This is a genomic window from Nonomuraea turcica, from assembly GCF_030718205.1.
Lineage (GTDB): Bacteria > Actinomycetota > Actinomycetes > Streptosporangiales > Streptosporangiaceae > Nonomuraea.
On record NZ_JAUZQF010000020.1, the window covers coordinates 192,456 to 213,244 of the forward strand.

21 protein-coding genes are annotated in these 20,789 nt (G+C 72.0%); 11 read left to right on the plus strand and 10 right to left on the minus strand.

Features of this window, described 5'->3' with window-relative positions:
• Positions 1–22: 22 nt before the first annotated feature.
• Together Q9G87_RS41980 and Q9G87_RS41985 are read right to left on the minus strand one after the other, a co-directional pair.
• The gene (locus Q9G87_RS41980) at positions 23–2,290 is read right to left on the minus strand and encodes an arylsulfatase (protein WP_305922178.1); all 2,268 of its coding nucleotides are present in this window, start codon (positions 2,288–2,290) and stop codon (positions 23–25) included.
• A gap of 109 nt (positions 2,291–2,399) precedes the next feature.
• Positions 2,400–2,996 (minus strand): 1,2-dihydroxy-3-keto-5-methylthiopentene dioxygenase, encoded by a 597-nt coding sequence (locus Q9G87_RS41985; protein ID WP_305922179.1) that lies wholly within the window; start codon positions 2,994–2,996, stop codon positions 2,400–2,402.
• A 50-nt stretch (positions 2,997–3,046) separates the two neighbouring features.
• Here Q9G87_RS41985 and Q9G87_RS41990 point away from each other — a divergent pair, with 50 nt between their 5' ends.
• The 9 genes from Q9G87_RS41990 to Q9G87_RS42030 are packed head-to-tail and all read left to right on the plus strand — an operon-like array spanning position 3,047 to position 9,686.
• Positions 3,047–4,129 (plus strand): substrate-binding domain-containing protein, encoded by a 1,083-nt coding sequence (locus Q9G87_RS41990; protein ID WP_305922180.1) that lies wholly within the window; start codon positions 3,047–3,049, stop codon positions 4,127–4,129.
• Entirely contained in the window at positions 4,126–5,670 is a 1,545-nt protein-coding gene (locus Q9G87_RS41995; RefSeq protein ID WP_305922181.1) for a sugar ABC transporter ATP-binding protein, read from the plus strand. Before Q9G87_RS41990 ends, Q9G87_RS41995 begins: the two co-directional genes overlap by 4 nt.
• On the plus strand, positions 5,667–6,692 hold the full coding sequence (locus Q9G87_RS42000; protein WP_305922182.1) for an ABC transporter permease: 1,026 nt from the start codon (positions 5,667–5,669) through the stop codon (positions 6,690–6,692). The genes Q9G87_RS41995 and Q9G87_RS42000 overlap by 4 nt, the downstream gene beginning before the upstream one ends.
• Positions 6,689–7,870 carry an S-methyl-5-thioribose kinase gene (mtnK, locus tag Q9G87_RS42005; RefSeq protein WP_305922183.1) on the plus strand — a complete coding sequence of 394 codons (1,182 nt, stop codon included), beginning with the start codon at positions 6,689–6,691 and terminating at the stop codon, positions 7,868–7,870. Before Q9G87_RS42000 ends, mtnK begins: the two co-directional genes overlap by 4 nt.
• Positions 7,867–8,289, plus strand: a complete 423-nt coding sequence (locus tag Q9G87_RS42010; RefSeq protein ID WP_305922184.1) for a hypothetical protein — start codon at positions 7,867–7,869, stop codon at positions 8,287–8,289. Before mtnK ends, Q9G87_RS42010 begins: the two co-directional genes overlap by 4 nt.
• 4 nt (positions 8,290–8,293) lie before the next feature.
• Positions 8,294–8,602, plus strand: a complete 309-nt coding sequence (locus Q9G87_RS42015; protein ID WP_305922185.1) for a hypothetical protein — start codon at positions 8,294–8,296, stop codon at positions 8,600–8,602.
• On the plus strand, positions 8,593–9,084 hold the full coding sequence (locus tag Q9G87_RS42020; protein WP_305922186.1) for a WXG100-like domain-containing protein: 492 nt from the start codon (positions 8,593–8,595) through the stop codon (positions 9,082–9,084). Before Q9G87_RS42015 ends, Q9G87_RS42020 begins: the two co-directional genes overlap by 10 nt.
• Positions 9,077–9,544 (plus strand): hypothetical protein, encoded by a 468-nt coding sequence (locus tag Q9G87_RS42025; protein ID WP_305922187.1) that lies wholly within the window; start codon positions 9,077–9,079, stop codon positions 9,542–9,544. Before Q9G87_RS42020 ends, Q9G87_RS42025 begins: the two co-directional genes overlap by 8 nt.
• On the plus strand, positions 9,525–9,686 hold the full coding sequence (locus tag Q9G87_RS42030; protein ID WP_305922188.1) for a hypothetical protein: 162 nt from the start codon (positions 9,525–9,527) through the stop codon (positions 9,684–9,686). Before Q9G87_RS42025 ends, Q9G87_RS42030 begins: the two co-directional genes overlap by 20 nt.
• On the opposite strand, the gene mtnB is transcribed toward Q9G87_RS42030, so the two are convergent.
• The 8 genes from mtnB to Q9G87_RS42070 are packed head-to-tail and all read right to left on the minus strand — an operon-like array spanning position 9,672 to position 17,434.
• The gene (gene mtnB, locus Q9G87_RS42035) at positions 9,672–10,304 is read right to left on the minus strand and encodes a methylthioribulose 1-phosphate dehydratase (RefSeq protein WP_305922189.1); all 633 of its coding nucleotides are present in this window, start codon (positions 10,302–10,304) and stop codon (positions 9,672–9,674) included. The two genes, Q9G87_RS42030 and mtnB, sit on opposite strands and share 15 nt — an antisense overlap.
• Complete coding sequence (mtnC, locus tag Q9G87_RS42040; protein ID WP_305922190.1) at positions 10,301–10,966, minus strand: acireductone synthase; 666 nt, start codon at positions 10,964–10,966, stop codon at positions 10,301–10,303. The genes mtnB and mtnC overlap by 4 nt, the downstream gene beginning before the upstream one ends.
• Positions 10,963–11,910 (minus strand): nucleoside hydrolase, encoded by a 948-nt coding sequence (locus tag Q9G87_RS42045; RefSeq protein WP_305922191.1) that lies wholly within the window; start codon positions 11,908–11,910, stop codon positions 10,963–10,965. The genes mtnC and Q9G87_RS42045 overlap by 4 nt, the downstream gene beginning before the upstream one ends.
• Entirely contained in the window at positions 11,907–12,911 is a 1,005-nt protein-coding gene (locus tag Q9G87_RS42050; RefSeq protein ID WP_305922192.1) for a s-methyl-5-thioribose-1-phosphate isomerase, read from the minus strand. The genes Q9G87_RS42045 and Q9G87_RS42050 overlap by 4 nt, the downstream gene beginning before the upstream one ends.
• Positions 12,908–13,777 carry an ABC transporter permease gene (locus Q9G87_RS42055; protein WP_305922193.1) on the minus strand — a complete coding sequence of 290 codons (870 nt, stop codon included), beginning with the start codon at positions 13,775–13,777 and terminating at the stop codon, positions 12,908–12,910. Before Q9G87_RS42055 ends, Q9G87_RS42050 begins: the two co-directional genes overlap by 4 nt.
• On the minus strand, positions 13,774–14,796 hold the full coding sequence (locus Q9G87_RS42060; RefSeq protein WP_305922194.1) for an ABC transporter permease: 1,023 nt from the start codon (positions 14,794–14,796) through the stop codon (positions 13,774–13,776). Before Q9G87_RS42060 ends, Q9G87_RS42055 begins: the two co-directional genes overlap by 4 nt.
• Before the next feature lie 50 nt (positions 14,797–14,846).
• Complete coding sequence (locus Q9G87_RS42065) at positions 14,847–16,415, minus strand: ABC transporter ATP-binding protein (RefSeq protein ID WP_305922195.1); 1,569 nt, start codon at positions 16,413–16,415, stop codon at positions 14,847–14,849.
• Entirely contained in the window at positions 16,412–17,434 is a 1,023-nt protein-coding gene (locus Q9G87_RS42070) for a BMP family ABC transporter substrate-binding protein (RefSeq protein ID WP_305922196.1), read from the minus strand. The genes Q9G87_RS42065 and Q9G87_RS42070 overlap by 4 nt, the downstream gene beginning before the upstream one ends.
• A 77-nt stretch (positions 17,435–17,511) precedes the next feature.
• Between Q9G87_RS42070 and Q9G87_RS42075 the strand changes: the two genes are divergently transcribed.
• Both Q9G87_RS42075 and Q9G87_RS42080 read left to right on the plus strand, forming a co-directional pair.
• A complete protein-coding gene (locus Q9G87_RS42075) occupies positions 17,512–18,780 on the plus strand; it encodes an MFS transporter (RefSeq protein ID WP_305922197.1) in 1,269 nt (422 codons plus the stop codon).
• 273 nt (positions 18,781–19,053) lie between these two features.
• Positions 19,054–20,775 (plus strand): FAD/NAD(P)-binding protein, encoded by a 1,722-nt coding sequence (locus tag Q9G87_RS42080; protein ID WP_305922198.1) that lies wholly within the window; start codon positions 19,054–19,056, stop codon positions 20,773–20,775.
• The last annotated feature ends 14 nt before the right edge of the window (positions 20,776–20,789 follow it).

Genomic DNA, 20,789 nt, shown 5'->3' on the forward strand with positions numbered 1-20,789 from the left:
TCGATGAGGCCGGTCGCGCGGCTCAGTCGAAGGAGTCGGCGGCGGTGCGTAGGGTGGCCAGGACCTCCTTCGGGTCGTAGGCGGCAGGCGCTCCGGGCCGGTAGGTGACGGAGATCAGATCGCCGCTGTAGGGGAAGGGGCCGTGGCGTTCGTAGACAGGCCAGGAGACGGGGGAGCGGCGGTCGATGCCGACATCGATGCCCTCCATCGGAGCCAGCCCGATCAGCATGCGCACCCCCTCCAGCTCGGCGGCGCGGTGACCGTCCAGCTCCAGCCGCAGGTCCCAGCGGAAACCGGGCAGCGCGGCGGCGGTCAGCGAGACCACGTGCGAGCCCGGCCTTAGGTGATCAGCGGTGACCACCTTCAGCTCGCCGTACTCGTTGTAGGCCAGATGGACGCGGCCGTCCTCGACGTAGAGGCCGTAGCCGCCGCCCTGATCGCCATGGGCCACGAGCACGCCCTGGTCGGAGGGGCCGTGGGTGAGCCGCACGTCGATGCGGAAGTCACGGAACGCGATCAGCTGGGCGGCGCGGTAGCGCTCCAGCGTGGGCGTGCCAGGCAGAAGGGTGACGGGCTCGTGGAAGGCGGCCTCCGCGGGCGGGCGGGCGGTCCAGAGGTAGCCGGTGCCGTCGTCGAGCGGGAACACCTGGTTCTGCCAGGCGGCGCTTTCCCACGCCGCGGCCAGCTCGGCCACCAGCTCAGGGTGGTCGGCGGCCAGGTCGCGGGCCTCGGTGGGGTCGGCGCGCAGGTCGTACAGCTCCCAGGGGTCGTCGTCGTGGGGGCGTCCGGGACGGTGCAGGGCGACGAGTTTCCAGCCGTCGCGGTGGAAGGCGCGGTTGCCCGTCATCTCGGCGTACTGCTCGCGGTGGGTGCTGGGCGCCGCCGGGTCGGTCAGGGCGTCGGCGAAGGATGTCCCGTCCAGCTTCGCCGCGGGTTCGGGACGGGTCACGCCGGCGAGCTCCAGCAGTGAGGGGAGCACGTCGGTGACGTACTGGTAGCGGTCGCGCAGTCCCGCCTCGCGCAGCCTGGCGGGCCAGGACAGGAGGAACGGCGCGCGTACGCCGCCCTCGTGGGTGGTGCCCTTGTACAGGCGGAAGGGCGTGTTGGAGGCCATGCCCCAGCCTCGCGGGTACTGGACCATCGCCTGCGGCCCCCCGATCAGCTCGGGATCACGCGGCACATCGGGGCCCCAGTCCACGCTGAGCGCGGCCCGGTTGCCGAACGCTTTGAAGTAGGAGCGGGTGCCGCGCGCCCCGCCCTCGCCGGTGCCGCCGTTGTCCGAGGTGAAGATCACGATGGTGTTGTCGAGCTCTCCGTACTGCTCGATCACGGTCAGCAGGCGGCCCAGGTTCTGATCGACGTTGTCGACCATCGCGGCATAGACCTCCTGGTACCGGGCGAACAGCTCCCGCTCCTCCGCGGGGAGCGAATCCCAGACGGGGACGTCGTGGAAGGGCTCGCTGTTGCGCGGAGGCAGCGCGGTACCTTCGGGGAAGAGCCCGTCGGAGAGTTGCCTGGCGAACCGCTCCTCACGCAGCGCGTCCCAGCCCATCCCATACTTGTTCCGGTATTTCGCGATGTCGGCGGGCTTGGCCATGAGCGGGCCGTGCACCGCTGGATGCGCCAGATAGAGGAAGTACGGTTTGCGCGCGTCGTGCGCCCGCAACGACTTGATCATCCCGATGGCCTCGTCGGTGAGGTCGTCGGTCAGGTAGTAGCCCTCGGGGTAGGCGTCGGTCTCGATCGGGGAGTTGTCGCGCACCAGGCGGTGCGGATGGTGCAGCGACGTCAGCCCCTCCAGGATGCCGTAGAAGCGGTCGAAGCCCTTCTGCGTCGGCCAGGAGGAGCGGGGAGCGCCGTCGTGCATCGTGGCGTCCTTGGTCAGGTGCCACTTGCCGACCGCGAAGGTGGCGTACCCGGCTCCGCGCAGGATTTCAGGCAACGTCGGCACGTCGTCGGCGATCTCGAAGGCGTAGCCGGGGAAGCCGGGATCGGCGTTGGCCACGAAGGCGTACCCCGCCCGGTGGTGGTTGAGCCCGGTCAGCAGGCTGGCGCGGGAGGGGGAGCAGAGCGGGGTGGTGTGGTAGTTGGTGAAGCGCAGGCCGCGGGCGGCGAGCCGGTCGAGCGTGGGGGTGTCGATCTCGGAGCCGTACGGCCCGATGTCGGCGAAGCCCATGTCGTCGAGCAGCACCAGGACGATGTTGGGGGCGCCCTCGGGCGCGCGCACCTGTTCCGGCCACCAGGGGGCCGACTCGGCGACGGTCCGCCCGACACGTCCATGGAACGTCATGTGGCTTCCTCCGGGTGTGTGGCGGGCGGGGCACTCCGAAGCCCCGGCCGCCGAGACCTGCTCCTGTGCGCAGCCCTGGGCATGGGCCCGGTCCTGCTTTCCTGAGCGGTCACGCTCCAGCCGTGCTGGCGGCACGGGTGGACGTGATCGTGTCGAAGTCCGGGATGCGCTCGGCGATGGGGTCGCCGGTGAAGTCGCCGATCCAGCCGTCGTCGTCGTGGAAGAAACGGATGGCGGTGAAGTCGGGCCGCGTGCCCATGTCGAACCAGTGCGTGGTGTTCTTGGGCACGCTCAGCAGGTCGCCGGCCTCGCACAGCACCGCGTGCACCTTGCCGTTCACGTGCAGGTAGAAGATGCCGGAGCCGGCGACGAAGTAGCGCACCTCGTCGTCGTCGTGCGTGTGCTCGTTCAGGAACTTCTGCCTGGCCGCCGCGGCCCGCTCCGGCCAGTCGGGGCTGTCGTCGGGGTGGAGTCGGGCGACGTCGACGAACGTGTAGCCCTCCTCGGCGATGACGCGGTCCACCTCCGGCCGGTAGGCCGCCAGGATCTCCTCCTGGCCGGCGTCCCCCGGCAGGTCTTCGACGACCGCCCAGTGCCGCAGGACGACGTCGATCTCCTTCAGCGTCGCCGCGATCTCCGCGGCGTCCTCGGTCGCCAGCAGCGTCTCCGGCTGCTCGCCGTCGGTGTAAACGGTCAAGTACGTCATGACCATAAAGCCTACAATACATGCATGAATAGTTGGATATAGTCCGCTGTGTGAACCTCGCAAGACTCGTGGGCGTCGCGGCGCTCCTCGCCCTGGCCGGTTGCTCTCAGGGCACACCCGCCGCCGCCCCATCCGCTCCACTGCCCTCGCCGTCACCTGCCGCGGCGAGCCCGACGGCCCCCGCACCCGCCAAGTTCGCTGCGGGCGACGTCAGGATCTCCCTGGTCCGCCAGCTGTCCTCCGGTGACTATTTCGAGCAGTGGCTCGCCGGTGCCCAGGCAGAGGCCAAGGCGCTCAACGTGAAGCTGGAGATCTCCAGCGGCGACGGCAACAACGACAAACAGGCGCTCAACCTGGAGCAGGCCGTCACCGCCAAGGCCGACGCGATCATCGTCGATCACGGGTTCGCCCAGACGGTGCAGCCGGCCATCAAGAAGGCGGTGGCCGCCAAGATCCCGCTCGTCGCGTTCGACGTCGATCCCGGCACCGCAGAGGCCGTCACCCTAAGCCAGGACGATCACCAGATCGCTGAGCAGGCGCTGGGCGCGCTGAAGGCGGACACGGGCGGCTCCGGCGAGGTCGTCTACGTCTACGTGGCGGGCTTCGCGCCGCTGGACCGGCGCAACGAGACCTGGGAGCAGTTCCAGAAGGACAACCCGGGAATCAAGCAGGTGGCGCAGATCGGCGTGGTCAACAGCTCGACCGCCTCGGCTGTGGCCGACCAGGCCAAGGCGGCGCTCCAGGCCCATCCGGCTGTCAAGGCGATCTTCGCGCCGTACGACGAGTTCGCCAAGGGCGCCGCGCTGGCGGTCAAGGAGCTTGGCTTGGCGGGCAAGGTCAAAATCTATGGTGCGGATGTGTCCACCGCCGACATCGGCGTCATGACCGAGCCGAACAGCCCGTGGGTCGCCACCTCGGCCACCGACCCCGCCAACGTGGGCCGGGTCGCGGTACGGGCGGCCGTCCTGCTGGTCGCGGGCGGGCAAGTGGACCGGGCGCTCACCGTGCCGCCGTCGCTGATTACGCAGAAGGGGCTGCGGGACGCCGGCATCACCAGCGTCGAGCAGCTGACTCGAGCCTTCCCCGGCCTGACCACGCCCGACGTGGCGCGCGTGCCGTGGGCGGCGCCGTGACCTTCGCGGTCACGTCCGTCTCCAAGGTGTACGGCGCCACCACGGCCCTGTCCTCGGTCACTCTCGACCTTCGGCGGGGCGAGATCGTGGGGCTCATCGGCACCAACGGGGCCGGCAAGTCCACGCTCATCAAAATCCTCTCCGGGGCGACCGCGCCCAGCTCCGGGACGCTGTCATACGAGGGGAGACCCCTGTCGTTCGGCGGCCCGCTGGACGCGCAGGCGGCCGGGGTGCAGACCGTGCACCAGAACATCGACGACGGCGTGGTCTTCGGCGCCACCGTGGCGGAGAACCTCACGCTCGACGCGCTGGCGGCACGGGGGCGGCGGGGGTGGTTCCAGACCCGTGCCCGGATCCGAGCCGCCGCGTCCGCCGCCGCTCCCGGGCTCGGCTTGTCCATGGACGCGCCGGTGGAGAGTCTGCCGGCGAGCGCCCGGCAGCAGATCGTCATCGCCCGCGCACTGGCTCGCCACGCCCGGCTGCTGATCCTCGACGAGCCCACGTCCACGCTGTCGGAGGTCGAGGCGGGCGCGCTCACCGCCCGGGTGCGGGAGGCGGCGGCCGCGGGCGTGTCGGTGCTGTATGTGTCGCACCGGCTGTCGGAGATCGAGGCGCTGTGCGATCGGGTGGTGGTCCTCAGGGACGGTGAACTGGTCGCCACGTTCGCCGCGCCGCTCGATCGGGCGGCGATCGTGGGCGCCATGCTGGGCTCGGCGGCCGATGCGCACGCTCGCCGGGCGGCCGTTGCGCGGGAGGCCGGTGCGGGTGCGGTGCGGGACGTGCTCGTCGCCGGCGGGGTGCGGGCGCTGCCGGGCGGGCACGCGTTCGGCTTCCGGGTTCGCGCCGGGGAGCTGCTGGGCGTGACCGGGCTGGTCGGGGCCGGGAAAACTGAGCTGCTCGAGCAGCTCGGCGGTGCCCGGCCGCTGGTGTCGGGGGAGCTGTCCCTCGACGGTGTGCCGTACAAGCCGAAGGACCCCCGCGACGCGATCGCGGCGGGGGTGGCGTTCGCGCCCGAGGAACGGGCGGCGCAGGCCATGGTGCCCGGATGGTCGGTGCGCGCGCACGTCACGCTGCCGTGGCTGCGCCGGCACACCCGGTCGGGACTGCTGGCGCGCCGCTCGGAGTCGGCCGCCGCCCGGCACGTCATCGACCTGTTCGGGGTGCGAGGTCCTGGGCAGGAGGCGCCCATCGAGGCGCTGTCCGGCGGCAACCAGCAGAAGGTGGTGGTCGGCCGCTGGCTGGTGGGGGAGCCGCGGCTGCTGGTGCTCGACGAGCCGTTCCGAGGTGTGGACCTGGCCGCGCGGGCGGACATCGGCCGGGTGATCAGGGAACGCGCACGGGAGTCGGCCGTCGTCGTGGCCTCCTCCGATCCGCAGGAGCTGTACGACCTGGTGGACAGGGTGCTCGTGCTGCACGAGGGCGACCTGGTGGGCGAGCTGCCGATCGCCGGCGTGACGCCGGACCGCCTGGCCGCTCTCATGTCGGGCACTGGAGTGAGCGCTGCGCCCGCTTCCCTGATCGAGCCGGGAGGCCGAGAATGATCGCCACCGCGCGAGGCGCGAGCCGCAGCATATCGTCCCACCGCGTCGCGTCCCGAGCCGCCGCCGTGGCCTACCGTTACGGGTTGCTAAGCGTGCTGGCCCTCATGGTCGTCCTGTTCTCCCTGCTGCGGCCCGCGTTCGCGACCTACCCCAACGCCTTGGTCGTGCTGCAGTCCGTGGCCGTGGTCGGGATCGTCGCGCTCGGCGTCACCGTCTCCATGACGACCGGCGGGTTCGACCTGTCGGCCGGCGCCTGCGTCGGCGCGGTGGTCATGGTGACCGCGTTGACCATGGTCAGGTTCAACCTGACCGGCGGCACCGCGATCGTGGCCGGGCTGCTCACCGGGCTGCTCGTGGCCGGCGTGAACGTGCTGCTGACCGTCGTGGCCAAGGTGCCCGACCTGGTCGCGACGCTGGGCACGCTGTTCCTGTTCCAGGGCCTGGCGCTGATCGTCACGGGCGGCCAGTCGATCGCGCCGGGCATGACGGTGGACGGCGCGCCCGCCCCCGGCCGCTATACCGAGGGCTTCGCCTGGCTGGGCGGTGGCACGATCGCCTCCGTGCCGGTCCCGGTGGTGGTGTTCGCCCTGATCGCCGCTGCAGTGTACGTGCTGCTCAACCACACCCGCTGGGGCCGCGCGCTGTACGCGATCGGCGGCAACGCCGAAGCGGCCCGCTTGGCGGGCATCCGCGTGGCCCGCTACCGCGCCCTGGCGTACGCGGTGTCGGGGGTGTGCGCGGCGATCGCCGGGATCCTGCTGTCCGCCCGGCTCGGCAGGGGCGATGTGGGCGCCGGGGACCCGTACCTGCTGCAGTCGGTGGCCGCGGCGCTCATCGGCTTCGCCGTGCTCGGGGCCAACCGCCCCAATGCGCTGGGCACGGTGGTGGGCGCGCTGTTCATCGGCGTCATGATCAACGGCCTGACCATGCTGAACGCCCCCTACTACGCGCAGACGTTCGTCCAGGGCGCGCTGCTCGTCGGCGCGCTGGTGACCAGTTACACGCTCAGGAGGATCAGGTGAGCTACGAGCTCCTCACCGTTGACACAGTGCCCGGCTACGTCGCCACGCGGAACGCTCTCGCCCGCTTCGGTGCGGTCTCGCGGGTGCGGGAGGTGGGCGATGGCAACCTCAACCTGGTGTTCGTGGCCGAGGCCGACGGCGGCGGGCTGGTGCTCAAGCAGGCGCTGCCGTACGTGCGGGTGGACCCCACCTGGCCCATCACCCCAGAACGCAACGGCATCGAGGGACGCGCGCTGCGCGTGCACAACCAGGTCGCGCCCGGCCTCGTGCCGGAGATCTACGACACCGACGACGAGTGGCACGTCATCGCCATCGAAGACCTATCCGGCCACCGGGTGTGGCGGGGCGCGCTCAACGAGGGGCTGCGGCACGAGGGCGTGGCCGAGGACCTCGGGCGGTATGTCGCGAAGGTGGCGTTCGGCACCTCCGTGTTCGGGCTCGGCGCCAAGGGACACAAATCGGCGCTGGCCACCGCCGCCAACCCGGAGCTGTGCGAGATCACCGAGGATCTCGTGTTCACCGAGCCGTACATCTCCCACGAGCACAACCGGATCCTGCCCGCCAACGAGGCGGACGTGGCCGCCTACGCGGGCGACCCCGGCGTGCGCGTGGCCATCGGGGCGGCCAAGCTCGCGTTCATGACGCACGCCGAGGCGCTGATCCACGGCGACCTTCACACCGGCTCCGTCCTGGTCCGCGACGAACCCCACTCGACCAGGGCCTTCGACGTCGAGTTCGCCTTCTACGGCCCAGTCGGCTTCGACGTCGGCGCGCTGTGGGGCAACTATGTGCTGGCCGCCGCCCGCGCGCTCGTCCTGGGCGAGGACGCGCACGCAGCGTGGGTGCTGGCGCAGGCGGCCGAGACCTGGCAGGGGTTCGCCGACGAGCTCGCCGCCCTGTGGCCGGGCCGGGCCGACCCCCGCGTCATCGACCTGGAGAGCTACCTGGCCAAGGTCTACGCGGACGCCGTGCCGTTCGCCGCGGCCAAGGCGGCCCGGCGGGTGATCGGCTTCTCCCCGGTCAGCGACATCGAGACCCTGCCGGAGCAGCGGCGCGAGCGCGCCATCCGGGCCGTCCTGGCGGCGGCCAGGTTGCTGCTCACCGGGGAGACGCGGCAGGGCGAGCCGAAACCGCTGTTCGACCGGGTGGGACAGGTCATGGCGGAGGCAGGCAGATGATCGGCGACCTCGGTGCCGACGACTTCGACCGGCTCATCGAGGCCGCCAGACGAGCCGTGGAGGCCGCCCGGACGGAACCGCCGGCCCTGCCCGACGTCCGGCACGAGGCAGCGGCGCCCGAAGGGACGGTCCGCGCGACGGCGGTCCTGACGGCCGAGGGCCCTCGCCTGCAGTCGCTGCGGCTGAATCCACGAGCCCGGCGGCTGGACTCCGGCGACCTGGCCGAAGTGGTCTTGCGGACGGTGAACGAGGCGCTGGACGGCGTGTCCGCAGCAGCCGGTGGCCAGGCCGTCCCGGATCTGGCGGCGCTGTCGGCGGAGTTACACGAGCTTCAGCAGTTCTCGGCCGACCGGTTCGGCGTTTTCGCCGACGCCATCGGCGATGTTCTCCGGCAGCTCGACAGGAGAATCGAGGGATAAGCACATGGAAATCCGCAAGACCGTTCTGGAGGGCGCGGGAACGGACGTGGGCGAGGTCGCCATCGAGGTGCGCGCCGCTTTCGATGAGCTGCTCGCCGCCGTCTCCGCTGTGGGTTCCCTTCCACGGAACGATGACATCAGCGCCATGATCTCCGCAGCCTGTGCCGCCATCCACGAGATCGCGGCCGAGTCCGTCGAGTCGGCGGTCACCGCGCTGGGCGAGCACGGCGAAGGGCTGGTCTCGATGGCCGCCGCCTACGAGGCCGCCGAGCAGGACTCGATCCTGGCGATCAGGAGCGGGACGTGGGCGTGAGGCTGCCGGCCGAACTCGCGGCCCTACTTAACGAGCTCGGCTATCTGTGGCCCGAGGTGGACGAGGAGTCGCTGCACCGGTTGGCCACCGCCTGGATCGGCTTCGGCGCCCGGCTCGATGTCGCCACCGGGCAGGCGGACGCCGTCGCCGAGGCCGTCCTGCGCGGCAACGCAGGTGAGGCGATCGATGCGTTCCTGACCACGTGGAGGCGCGAGGACGCCCCGCGCACGGTGGTCGCCGAAGGCGTGACCGGCGCCCGGGTCGTCGGCGTCTGCCTGGTGGTCTGTGCCGCGCTCGTGCTCGCTCTCAAGATCGCCTTCTTCGTACAGCTCGTCGCGCTGCTGGTCAGGATCCGCCTGGCGGCCGTCACGGCGGCGGCGACCTCCGGCGGCTCGCTGCTGACGATCCCGGCCGCCAAGCGGCTCACCGGCCTGCTGCTGAACCTTGCCGTGCACCAGGCGTCGCGGGTGCTGGTTGCGTAGGGTCCCCCCGGGCGCGGCCGGTTTCATCGCCCGCCGGGCCGCCAGGTTCTTCCGCGGCGCCAAGCCGGTGCCGCTCGGCGGGCTGATCAGGGACGCCCGGCGCAGTGGCGGCTTTTCCTGGTCACCGGTCACCGGTCGGCCGCCCGCCAGGGGTTACATGGTGGCCACGACCGGGCGTACCGCCCAGTTCCCCGAGAGCATCCTCGACGATCCGGACGTTGCGGCGCGGGCCATTGACAAGTATCTGCGCGACAACCGCGACATCTTCGAGAGCCGCAAGAACATCTATCTGGGGTGCTGGATCGAGGACGGGAAGATGTGGCTCGAACCGTCCATGAACCTCCCCAGGAAGAGAGGGGCGATCAAGCTGGCCAGGGAGACCGACCAGATCGCCATCTACGATGTGAGGACCCGCGACTACATTCAGACGGGAGGCGACGGTGGCTTTCTGGAGACGTAAGAAGGTCCACTTCGCGCTGCCGGAGGGCTATTTCGACCTGCCGGAGGAGGAGCGCCTGGCCTGGACCAGGCAGCTCGCCGAGGAGCTCAAGGCGGAGCGCGACGCCCCTCGGCGGGACGACGACACGTCAGGCGATGGCTAGCGCGTAGGAGAGCAGCCACTCCACGCACTCTGTGATGTGCCTGGCGTGCTTCAGGTCCCCGCCCCAGGCGTACAGACCGTGATCGGCCACGATGACGGCCGGCGTACGCGGGTCGTAGGCCGCCTCGAACCGGTCGCCCAGCTCTTCCATGTCCTGGCTGTTGCCGATGACCGGGATCGTGACCTCGTCATCGTGAGCCAGGCGGCCGATGCCCTTGAGCGTCTCCACGTCCCGCAGCGACACCCCGCCCGGCCAGCGGTGCCCGGCCACGACCGCGTTGAGCGCGTGAACGTGCACGACCGCATCGGCTCCTGTCAGTGCGGCTACCCGGGCGTGCAGCCCGGCCTCGGCGGACGGCTTGAGCGGCTCCACGCCGTCCACGGCAACGGGCTCGCCGCGCACGCCGACCACCGCCACGTCCGTCGGCAGCAACTCGCCCTTGTCCAGCCCGCTCGCGGTGACGGCCAGCCGCAGCGGCTCCCGTGACACCACCTCCGAGATGTTGCCGGAGGTGCCGCGCATCCACCCGATCCCGGTGAAGCGCGCCGCCTCCACCGCCAGCCTCGCGCCGGCCGCGTGCACCCGCTCGGCGGCCAGCTTCGTGTCCACGCTGCTCATAGGTCTATCTCCTCGAAGGTCGTGATGACGGGATGGGCGCCGAACGGTGTGGCCGCGTTCGGCTCGCCCGGTCTGCGCACTCCGGTGGTGCGCCAGCCGGCCGCCGCCGCGGCGTCCAGCTCGGCCGGGACGTCGGACAGGAAGAGCAGCCTGGCGGGGTCGCCCAGGGTCTCCGCGATTCGCGCGTATGAGGCGGGCTCCCGCTTGGGGCCCGCGTTGACGGTGTCGAACCAGTGGCCGACCAGCACCGACAGGTCGCCGTACGCGGTGCCCGCGAACCACGGCCGCTGACTGGCCACCGAGCCGGAGGAGAACACCGCCAGCCGGTGCCCGGCCGCATGCCAGGCGCGCAGCGCCGGCGGCACGTCGGGGAAGAAGTGGGCGGTCAGCTCGCCCGCCGCGAAGCCCTCGGCCCAGATTCGCCCCTGCAGCGTCTTGAGTGGGGTGGCCTTGACGTCGCCGTCCATCCAGCCGTGCAGCACCTTCACCGCCTCCGCCGCGGTTGCCGCGCCGATCTCGGCGAGCGCCGCGCGCACGTCCGGGTCGTCGCGGTGGGCGTCGAGGTACGGGCTGAGCCGGGGCCGCGCGTAGGCGTACAGGCCGACGTGCACGGACTCCGTCGAGCTGGTCGTTCCCTCGATATCGAGCACGATCGTGGTCACCGGGTCAGCACCTCCACGAAGTCGGTCACGAACCTGCGGGCGTCCACGGCGGTGATCACCCGTGTGTCCGGTGCGGGCTCGTAGGGGAAAGCCGGGGGCAGGCCGTCGTGCGTACGCATCAGCCTGGCCCGGTGCAGGAAGCCGTCGCCGCGCACGTTGACCGGGCCGTCCGTCCAGGCGGTGGCGAAGGTGCGGTCCAGCAGGATGCCCGCGGCGAGGGGGTCGTGCAGCGGGATGATCCTGCGGCCCCACTCGTTCTGGTAGAAGTCCAGGTACGCGTCCAGGATCTCGGTCGCGAAGCGTGCCGTGGGCGTGCCGGACGCCCGCAGGGTGACGATGGCGGATTCGTCCAGGATCGTGCCCGCCGTCACGTTCACGCCCACCATGACCAGCTCGCGGCGCGGCGCCGCGAAGACCGCGCGCGCCGCCTCAGGGTCGTTGTTGACGTTGGCGTCGATCATCAGCAGGGTGCCGGGTGGGGCGTAGGGTCCCGAGCCGCCCATGAGCACCACCGAGCGGTATTTGGTGAACAGCTCGGGGTCCAGGCGCAGGGCCAGCGCCAGGTTGGTGAGCGGGCCGAGCGCGAGCAGGTCAAGCTCGCCGGGCTGCTCGTTCGCCAGCCGTACCAGCAGCTCCGGTCCTGACTCGGTGGTCACCTCCGGTAGCGGCCGGTCGTGGCCGAGGTCGCCCAGGCCGTCCTTGCCGTGGACGTACCCGGCGATGTGGGCAGGGCCGCGCAGCGGCTCGGCGGCGCCCCTGGCGACGGATACGTCCAGGCCGAGCAGGCGGGCGACGTAGCCGATGTTGCGGGCGGCGTCCTCCTCCGTGCAGTTGCCGTACACCGAGGTGATCGCAACGATCTCGGCGTCGGGGCGGCCTGCCAGGTACAGCAGGGTGTGGGCGTCGTCGATGCCGGTGTCGGTGTCGACCACGATTCGTCTCATGAGAGCTCCTCAGGATGGTGGACGCCGTGCTCGGTCACGATGCGGGTCACCAGGTAGGGCGGGGTCACGTCGAAGGCCGGGTAGTAACCGGTCACGCCGTCGGCGGCGGTGCGCTGGCCAAGCACGTGCAGCACCTCGTCACCGTCGCGTCGCTCGATCACGACGTCTCGTGCGGTGGGCGCCTGCGGGTCGGGGGCGTCGATCAGCGCGTAGAACGGGATGCCGGAGGCCTTGGCGGCCAGCGCGACGCCGAGCGTGCCGACCTTGTTGATCACGTGGCCGTCCAGCGTCACCCGGTCGGCGGCGGTCAGCGCCACGTCGGCCAGCCCGTCGGCCAGGGCGGCGGCGACCATGCCGTCGGTGATGAGCGTCGGCCGGTAACCCATCTCGACCAGCGTCGCCGCGGTCAGCCGCGCCCCTTGCAAGTAGGGGCGGGTCTCGGTGCAGACGAACTCCAGCCGCTTGCCCGCCGCCTGCGCCGCCCGGACGGTCGCGATCAGGAACGCGTCGGCCCAGCAGTGGGTGAGCACCTTCGTGCCGTCGCCGAGCAGCGAGGCGGCGTGCTCCCCGACCGCGGCGCTGCGCGCCCGGTAGCCGTCCTCGTGCGCCCGCGCCGCCGCCTCGACGGCCGCCGCCAGCTCGTCCCCGGCCAGTCGCGCCGAGTCCTCGCCCACCGTCGCCGACAACACGGCCTCCACGGCGTCCCGGATGTGGTTGTTGGTGGGCCGAGTCGCCACCAGCCGCGCTCCCACGGCCCGCAGCCGCGCTGCCGCCTCCTCAGGAGGGTCCCGTCGAGCCTCCCGGGCGCCGAGCACCAGGCCGGCCGTGGCCGCGAACAGCGGCCCCGAGCTCTGCGTCACCATCCGCTCGATCGCCACCGCCACGTCCTCGCTGGTGGCACAGCGGACCCAGCGCACCTCGAACGGGTACACGCGGCGATCGAGGATCTCCACCGCGTCCCCCGCGAAGCGCACGGAATCAGCGAGTACCGGGCCGTTCACACCGTCTCCTTCCGACGTGTCGCCGCCACCACGACCAGGGCCAGCAGCGTGATCAGATACGGGGCGGCATCGGCCGCCTGCTGCGGCAGCCCCGCCCCCTGCAACCGGAACCCCAGCGCTTCGGCCGCGCCGAACAGCAGGCACGCCCCCAGCCCGAGCCACGGCCGGGCACCGGCGAGCATCACGGCCACCACGGCGACCCAGCCCCGCCCCGCGCTCATCCCCTCGCTGAACAGCGTCACGTTCCCGAGCGCGAGCTGCGCCCCGCCGAGCCCGCACAGCGCGCCCGCCCCCAGCACCGCGCCGTGCCGGTAGAGCGGCACGCGCAGGCCGATCGACTCGGCGGCCTCCGCGTGCTGCCCGATGCCGCGCAGCCGCAGCCCCGACCTGGTCCGGCCGAGCCACCACGCGGCCCACGCCACCAGCAGGAACGCGAGCGGCACCAGCGGTGACTGTGGCCCGAGCACCGGCAGGTCCAGTCCGAGTTCGGCGAGCGTGGGCAGTCCGGCCAGGTCCGGGGAGCTGAAGGTGCCGCCGCTTCCGAACACCAGCCGCATGAGGAACGCCGTCAAGCCGAGCGCGAGCAAGTTCACCCCGACCGCCACGACGACGGCGTCGGCGCGGAAGGTGACGGCGGGTACCGACAGCAGCAGGGCGTACAGGGCGGTGGCGAGCACGGCCCCGGTCACGCCGAGCCAGGCGCTGCCGGTCAGATGGCTGATCAGCACGGCCGTGAACGCGCCCCACAGCAGCTGTCCTTCCAGGGCCATGTTGAAGACGCCGGACGCCGAGCACAGCAGTCCCCCGAGAGCCGCCAGCACGACAGGCGTGGTCGCGGTGAGCACCGCCGTCAGGAACGCGGTCATCCGCGCATCCCCGCAAGCCGGGTGCGGACGACGGCGGCCACCGCGACGATCACGATGATCAGGCCTTGCACGATCTGGGTGAGCTGGCTCGGAACGCCTGCGTCCCGTTCCATCCCCTGCCCACCGGCCTGCAGGATCGTCATGAGCGCCACCGTCGCGGGGATCGCCGGCGGGCGTCCCGCGGCCAGCAGCACGGCCGCGATCGCCGTGAAGGTGTAGCCCGGCGCGGTCAGCGCGCCGTCCACGAACCGGTAGGGCGGGCCGAGCACGATCAGGCCTCCGGCCAGCCCCGCCAACGCGCCGCCCGCGGCCAGCGTGACGGCGGCCAGCCGGTCCACGCGGACGCCGCCGTACCGGGCGAACTCGCGGTTCGCGCCGATCGCACGGATCTCGTAGCCCGGGACGGTGCGCGCGTCGGCATACAGCCAGACCGCGGTCAGGACGGCGACCACGGGCAGCCCGATGGTGACGTACGCGCTGGAGCCGAGCGCGGCCAGGCGGGCCGCGTCCGGCAGCAGCGGCGTCTGCGCGAGCCCCGTTCCCGGCTCGGCCAGCGGGAACCTGGCCAGATAGGAGGCCAGCGCCACCGCCGGGGCGCCGAGCAGCAGCGAGCTGACGATCGCCGGGACGCCGAGCCGGGTGCGCAGCGGCGCGGACAGGCCCGCCAGCAGCGCCCCCGCCAACGCTGCCCCTAGCAGCGGCACCACGAACGAGCCGCCGGCATGCAGTGCCAGCGCCGCCGCCGCGATGCCGCCGAGCGACAACTGGCCGTCGCCGCCCAGGTTGAACTCGCCCGCGCGCAGCGGGATCGCGAATGCCAGCGCCATGCCGAGCGTGGGAACGTAGGTGGCGATCGTGTACTCGAGGTTGCCGTCCATGAGCGCGCCCCGCGCCAGCGCGGGGTAGGCGAGCGACGGGTCGACCCCGGCAGCGATCATGACGAGGGTGGTGACCGCCAGCGCGCCCGCCACGGACAGCACGGCGGGCGACAGCGCCAGCCGCCGCGCGAGCACGCGCACCTGTTCAGCCTGCCGACACGGCGGCGTCAACGGAGGGTTGCCGACGCGGGTCATCCGGCGGTCTCCGAGCCTGCGGGCGGCCTCGAGACGGCGGCGCCCGTCATGGCGGCGCCGAGACGCTCGTCCGTGGCCTCCGCCACCGGCAGCTCGGCCACCACGCGGCCCTCGAACATGACCAGCACCCGATCGGCCAGGGCGCGCAGCTCCGACAGCTCGCTGGACTGCACCAGCACCGCCCGACCGGCGTCGCGCGCCTCGCCCAGCAACGCGTGGATCCGCTCCTGAGCGCCCACGTCCAATCCCTGCGTCGGCTCCTCCACCACCAGCACCGGCGTGTCCTTGGACAGCTCCCTGGCCAGCACCGCCTTCTGCGCGTTGCCGCCGGACAGGCGCTCGATCGGCGCCGTCACCGACGCGGCGCGGATGGAGAACCGCTCCACCAAAGCCGCGGCCCGCCGCCGAACCCGGGCGGGATTCAGGCCGACGCCGCGCTGCTCGCCCATCAGCAGGTTGTCGGCCAGCGACATGCCGGGAGCCGTCGCCCGGCCCGCACGGTCCGCGGGCACGGAGGCGATGCGCCGCTCCCGGCCACCGCCGACAGGCCGCCCGTCGAGCAGCACCGAACCCGAGTCGGCGGACCGGAGCCCTGTCACGGCGTCCAAAAGTTCACGCTGCCCGTTCCCCGCCACGCCCGCGAGGCCGACGATCTCACCGGCGCGCACTCCGAACGAGACTCCGTCCACCGCCATGACGCCGTCACGATCCCGCACCCGCAGGTCTCGCACGTCGAGCAGATAAGGCCGTTCCGAAAAGGGGAGCGGCGCGGGCCGCCCAGGTCTAGCGGGCGCCGTGGCGACCGAGCGGCCGATCATGGCGCGGACCAGCTCGTCCGCCGAGGTGGCCGCCGTGTCGAACCGGCCGGTCACCCGCCCGCCGCGCAGCACCGTGACCCGGTCGCTCGCCGCCAGCACCTCCTCCAGCTTGTGCGTGACGAGCAGCACCGACACACCCTCAGTGGTCAACTCCCTGACCATGCGGAACAGCCCCTCGGCTTCGCCAGGGGTGAGCACGGCGGTGGGCTCGTCCAGGATGAGCACCTCGGCCCGCCGGTAGAGCGCCTTGAGGATCTCCACGCGCTGCCGCACTCCTACCGGCAGTTCACCTACGCGCGCCGCGGGATCCACGTCCAGTCCGTACCGCCTGGCCAGCTCGGTCACCGCTCGGCGGCCGGCCGCCCGGTCGAGCACGCCGTGCCGCACCGGCTCGGCCCCGATCACCACGTTCTCGGCCACGCTCAGGCCGGGAAAGAGCCGCAAGCGCTGGTGCACCATGCCCAGCCCATGGGCGATGGCATCGGCGGGGGAGCGCAGCCGGACGGGAACCCCCGCACGCAGTACCTGGCCGGCGTCGGGGCGGTGCAGCCCGTAGAGCACGGACATCAGCGTGGACTTGCCCGCGCCGTTCTCGCCGACGACGGCGTGCACCTCGCCCGGCCGCACTGCCAGGTCGATTCCGTCGTTGGCCAGCACGTCGCCGAAGCGCTTGGTGATCCCGGCCAGCTCGACCGCCGGCGCAGGCACCCCATCAGCGGGTCGGCGAGCGTGCTCGAGCGCGCTCATCCCGCCAGCGGGTCGGCGACCGTGACCCGGCCGGCCACGATGTCGTCGCGTACCTGCTTGACCTTGGTGACCACGTCGGGGCTCGAGGCGACCGCGCAGCCGGAGGCGGACAGGTCCGGGCCGAGGGCGTTCACGCCGACGCCGCCCTCTTTGAGCCCGTACACCTTGAGGCCGCCCGCCCGGCCCGCCGCGATGTCCTTGATGGCGGCGCTCTCGGCCACGTCGACGTGCTTGAGCACGTTGTCGATGATCGTGCCTGGGCTCTGTGCGCACTGGTTGACGTCCACGCCGAACGACTTGGCCCCGGCGGCGGCCGCCGCTTCGAACACGCCCTGGTTGCCTCCGGACGCTGCGGCGGCCACGATGTCGGCGCCCTGGCCGGTCAGGGTCTGGGCCTGCGACTTGGCTCTCGCCGGATCGCTGAAGGGGTTGTTGCCGCCGACGTACAGGGGCGTGCCGGTGACGGAGGCGTTGACGGACTTGGCGCCGGCGAAGAACGGGTCGATCCAACGGTGCACGAACGGCGAGTCGAGCGCGGCCACCACGCCGATCTTGCCGCTCTTGGACAGCAGGCCCGCCTCCACCCCGGCCAGGTAGGCCGCCTCGTGCTCCTTGAACGACACGCAGGTGAGGTTGGCCGCCTGGTCCTTGGCGCACGAGTCCACCTGGAGGAACTGCTGGCCGGGATGCTGCTTCGGCACGGTGGCGAACAGGTCGTCGAACGAGAAGCTGACCCCGACGATCAGGGTCGGCTTCGCCCTGACGGCGGCGTCGAGATTCTGCGCGATGCTCGTGGGGTCCTTGCTCTCGTACAGCTTGAACGAGGCGCCGATCTCCTTGGCTGCGGCTTCCGCGCCCTTCACGCTGAGCTGCAGGAAGCTGTTGGTCCCGACGGGGTTCGGCGTGATGAGGATGACGGACTTGCCGGGGGAGGAAGCGAGCGGCCTGTCGGCCCCGCCGCACGCCGTGAGGGCGAGCGCTGCCGCAACCAGGACAGCCGGTGTGGAGGTCGTGCGCATGTCGGCGAGCATAACATGCATATTAGGTAGGAAATATCGCCTATGGTCCGGATTGGTCCTACGGCATACTTGCCGCCGTGACCGACGCTGCCTCCGCCCCCGACGAGTCCGCCGGCAACCCCGCTCGGCCCGGCGACGTGCCGGGGAGTGGCTGGTTCAGTCCGGGGGTAGCCGGCATAGGCGGGGCGAGCTTGCTCGCCGACGTCGGGCACGAGGTGCCCTCCGCGCTGCTGCCCAGCCTGCTCACCTCCACCCTGGGCGCGCCTGCCGGCGCGCTCGGGCTGATCGAGGGCGTCTCCGACGCGCTGGCGGGAGCCGCCCGGTTCGGCGGCGGCGCCCTGGCCGACGACCCCAAACGCCGCCGAGCGATCGCCGTCGGCGGCTATGCCACCACCGCCGTGCTGTCGGCCGGCATCGGCGCCGCCACCGCCGTCTGGCAGGTCGCCCTGCTGCGCGCCGGCGCCTGGACCGCCCGCGGCCTACGGGTGCCGGCACGCAATGCACTGCTGGCCGACATCGTCGCGCCCACCGCCTACGGCCGGGCCTACGGTTTCGAGCGCATGATGGACAACCTCGGCGCGGTCCTGGGCCCGCTGCTGGCCATTGCTCTGGTCGCCCTCTTCAGCGTCAAGACCGCCATCATCATCTCCGTCGTCCCCGGCTTGCTCGCCGCCGCGGCGATCATCTACGCCATCCGGCACACCGCCCGCCCCCGGCAACGCGACAAGGTGCCCCTGCGCATCCGCATCCGCCCCATCCTGCGCGGCGACCTCGGCAAGATCCTCGGCGCGATCAGTGCGTTCGAGGTCGGCAACGTCGCGGCGACCATGCTCATCCTGCGCGCCACCGAACTGCTCACCCCCGCTCACGGCGCCGCCGGCGCGACCATGATCGCGCTGGCCCTCTACACGGCCTACAACCTCGCCGCCACGGTGGCGTCCGTGCCCGCCGGCCATGTCGCCGACCGGATCGGCGCACGCGGTCCGGCCCTCGTCCTGGCCGCCGGCGTGATCGCCTTCGCTCTGGCCTACGGCCTGTTCGCCGTCACCGGCGCGAGCATCTGGCTGCTGGCGGTGCCGTTCGTCTTGGCCGGGGTCGGCATCGGCGCGGTGGAGACCGCGGAGCACTCCGCCGTTGCCGCGCTGGCGCCCGCCGGCCTGCGCGGTTCGGCGTTCGGTCTGCTGGCCGCCGTCCAGTCGCTGGGCAACTTCGCCGCCAGCGCCATCGCCGGGCTGCTGTGGACTTTCCTTTCCCCGGCTGCCGCGTTCGCTTATCTCGCCGCCTGGATGATCGTGGCTGCCACCGGGCTGATCGTCACCGCTCGATCGCGGACCGCCACACCGTAAATCTATGTATATCCAGTAGGTAAAGTTGCTAACTTGCTCGGTGGTGTGTAGCTTCCTGTTCATGAGCCACGACATTCTCCTGACCATGCGTGCGCACGTGGACTTCGGCCGCGTCGCCAGCGCGCAGTGTCGCTGATCGCCTCTCGCAACGCACCCGCTGAACGGACTGACAGCGGGCAAACGAGCAGGAGTCTTACAGGAGGAAGACGTGACACGCGAGTTCGAGGCGCGGAAGGCGAGCAGAAGCGGAGTCGTTTCGACCGGGGACCGCCCATGAGCGCGGTGGTGGTGATCGGCGCGGGCCCGATCGGGACGTGCCTGGTGGAGCGGATCTGCGCCAACGCGCCGCAGTCGGGCCGAGGGCGCGTGCTTGATCTGCACGTGGTAGACCCCTATCCGCCGGGCGCGGGCCGCTCGTGGCGGATCGGCCAGCCCGGGGTGCTGCGGGCCGACTCCGCGGCGGGTAGCCTCACGGTCTTCACAGATGCCGCGACGCGCCCCGTCCGGCCGGGGCCGTCGCTGGCGGAGTGGCTGGGCAGCGAGCCTGAATACTCCGCCTCACGGTCCGAGGTGGGCGGATATCTGGCCTATGCGTTCGAGCGCGTGGTGCGCGGTACGCCGGCGAACGTCCGGGTGCGCGTGCACCGGGCCAGGGCGGTCGGGCTCGTTGAGTCGGCGGGAGCGCAGCGCGTGGAGTTGTCCACTGGCGGACAGCTGGAGGCCGATGCCGTGGTGCTGGCGCAGGGGCACCTCGACGTGCCGCCCTCGGCGGCGGAGACGGTGGAGGCCGCCTTCGCCGAGCGGCACGGGTTGACTTATCTGCCCAGCGGTCGTCCCGCGGACCTGGATCTGGAGGTGGTCCCCGCAGGTGAGCCGGTGCTGATCCGCGGCGCGGGACGGGCGTTCGTCGATCTGGTGACGCTGCTGACCGTCGGGCGTGGCGGGCGGTTCACCGAGGGACGGCAGGGCGAGCCGGTCTACCTGCCGAGCGGCGACGAGCCGCTGCTGTATGTCGGCTCCCGCCGCGGAGTGCCCCACCACGCCAGGCCCGGCTACCGCCTGGCGGGCCCGCTGCCCGATCTGCCGCGGTTCGTGACCGCCGCCACGTCGGCAGGGGAGTTGCGGCAGGCCGTGGCCAAGGAACTCGCGTACGCGTACTACCACGAGCTGTTCTCTCGGCATCCGGCGCGAACCAGGACGACTTGGGAGACGTTCGAGGCGGCCTTCACCCGAGCCGAGTGGGGTGACAAGGCGATGCGCGCCCTGGTCACCAAGTCCGTGCCGGGCTTCGCCGACCGGCTGCACCTGGACCGGCTGGAGCATCCGCTGCACGGCATGCGCTTCGGTGACCTGGCCGGTCTGCAGCGGTGGATGCACGGCTACCTCGCAGCCGACCTCGAGCGGCGCGCCGATCCGTCCTTCAGCGCCGACCTGGCGATGATCCACGGGCTGCTCTCCGCGCGAGCCGCCCTGGCCGCCGGCGTAGCGACCGATCTCTGGCTCCAGAGGCTGTCCGGCCTCCTCGCCGGTGGTCCGTCCCTTGCCCGCCAGGCCGAGTTGCGTGCCCTCGCCCGGGCAGGCGTCGTCACCTTTCTCGGCGCCGAGCCGCGCATCGAGCAGGACGAGGCGGCCGGCGCGTGGCGGGCGACCAGCCCTACCGTCCCCGGCTTGACGACGGCGCGGGCGCTCATCGAGGCGCGGCAACCCGCACCGAGCGTGCGGCGGAGCACCGATCCGCTGATCGCCGGCCTGTTCGCCTGGGGCGAGTGCCGGGAGGTGTCGGGCCTGCTGGACGTGCGCCTCCCCGACCGGCGGCTGGTCACGCGAACGGGCGCCGTGCACGATCATCGATTCGCCTTAGGCCCCTGGACCGCCGGCGGCATCGCCGGGTTCGACGGCCCGGGCGGAATCGCGCCCCTGCTGCGGGATGCCGACGCGCTGGCCCGGACGGTGCTGGCCCAGGTCGCCGGATCGTGGCTGCACGCGGCGGCCTGAGCGTACAACGCGTG